Raw genomic sequence first — 1486 nt, 5'->3', positions numbered from 1 at the left:
CCCCCCCGCCCCCCCCCCGGGGGGGCCCCCGCCCCCCGGGGCCGGGGGGGGGGCCCGCCCCCCCGGGGGGCCCCCGGGGCGCCCCCCCCCCCCTCGCCGGCGACCTTCAACTTGCCGGTCATGAACTGCACCGGCGCGGAGGCGTTGCCGGAGACCAGCTTCAGGAACTCGACCGGCGTGATCATGATGGTGACCCGCGGGTCGTCGTGCTGCGGCTCCTTGTTCACCGTGCAGGTCCCGCCGGAGAGCACCGACTCGTAGCGGACGGTGTCCTGCTCGTCGGTGCCGATGCGCCAGCGCACCACGGCCTCGGTGGAGCGGGCCTTGTCCGACTTGTAGTGCTCGCTCATGCGGCGGAACACCTCGTCGAGCACCTGCACGCGGAGCTCGGGGCGGGCCATGACCGCCTCCACCTGCTTGGCCGAGGCGCGCGAGATCAGCTTGGCGAACTGCTCGGGGCGGAGTTCGCTGAGGTCCGCAGCCCCGTCGGCGGCGTGCTCGGAGGCCGCTGCCAGCAGCGCGACGAACTCCTCTTCGCCGATCTTCTTCGGGTCGACCTCGGCGAGCGCGGCGGCCGGATCCGACTTGGACATGTGACCTCCCATTACCTACTGACAAGTAAGACTACGGGTGAGTAGGTAAGGCGGGCAAGGCATCCCGCTGATCGTTCTGCTCTAGCCTCTCCCGCAGATCAGGACCAAGCCGAGCACGCCGCGGAACCGGCCCGCAACACCGCCCGCGGCGGGAGAACAGGAGGTGGGATGCGGCCCGACCCGGACGATCACGAGGAGAGCCCACGACCCCGCAGCAGGCGGCTACCGCGCTCGGTGCGGGAACGGCAGATCCTCGACGCCGCCGTCGAGGTCTACGCGGCCCGCGGCTTTCACCTCGCGTCCATGGACGAGATCTCCGAAGTCGCGGGCATCTCCAAACCGATGATCTACGCCTACCTCGGCTCCAAGGAGGAGCTGTTCGTGGCGTGCATCCAGCGGGAGGCCACCCGGCTGATCGAAGCCATCAGCACCGCCGTGGACCCCGAGGTCGGCCCCGACGAGCAGCTCTGGCGGGGCCTGCGGGTCTTCTTCGACTACGTGCAGCGGAACCGGGCCAGCTGGGTGCTGCTGCACCGGCAGGCACCCGCGGGCGGCGAACCGTTCGCCGCCGAGTTCGGGCAGTGGCGGGAACGGGCGATGGTCCTCATCGCCTCCCTGCTGGCCCGCGCCACCGAAGGCGCCGCGCAGCCGATGCAGCCGCAGCAGATGGAACCGTTCGCCGCCGCGCTGGTCGGCGCCGCCGAATCGCTGCTGGACTGGTGGGTGGAACACCCCGAGCACACCGCGGACGGACTGGCGATGCGGTTGATGAACCTCGCGTGGATGGGGTTCGGCGACCTCGTCGAAGGACGCTCCTGGTCGCCCGGCGGCGACGCCTCGAACGGCGCCGCCTTCGACTGAAGCCGAGTGGTGGTGGCGGTCGCGCCGCCACC

2 protein-coding genes are annotated in these 1486 nt (G+C 71.5%); one reads left to right on the top strand and one right to left on the bottom strand.

The window, feature by feature from the left end:
• The coding region (locus LCD35_RS23010; RefSeq protein ID WP_225044837.1) for an SCP2 sterol-binding domain-containing protein at window positions 1–593 on the bottom strand (593 nt) is incomplete at its 3' end.
• A gap of 168 nt (window positions 594–761) precedes the next feature.
• Here LCD35_RS23010 and LCD35_RS23005 point away from each other — a divergent pair.
• On the top strand, window positions 762–1454 hold the full coding sequence (locus LCD35_RS23005; RefSeq protein ID WP_224968909.1) for a TetR/AcrR family transcriptional regulator: 693 nt from the start codon (window positions 762–764) through the stop codon (window positions 1452–1454).
• Window positions 1455–1486 lie beyond the last annotated feature (32 nt).

The sequence above is a fragment of the Saccharopolyspora sp. 6V genome (assembly GCF_020176785.1).
Lineage (GTDB): Bacteria > Actinomycetota > Actinomycetes > Mycobacteriales > Pseudonocardiaceae > Saccharopolyspora_C > Saccharopolyspora_C gregorii.
The sequence above is the reverse complement of the archived record's forward strand: the minus strand, read 5'-3'. Positions and strand labels throughout refer to the sequence as shown.

Bases quoted from the DNA above. Each gene is read 5' to 3' on its own strand.
- LCD35_RS23005 (WP_224968909.1), top strand. From the start codon at position 762: ATGCGGCCCGACCCGGACGATCACGAGGAGAGCCCACGACCCCGCAGC.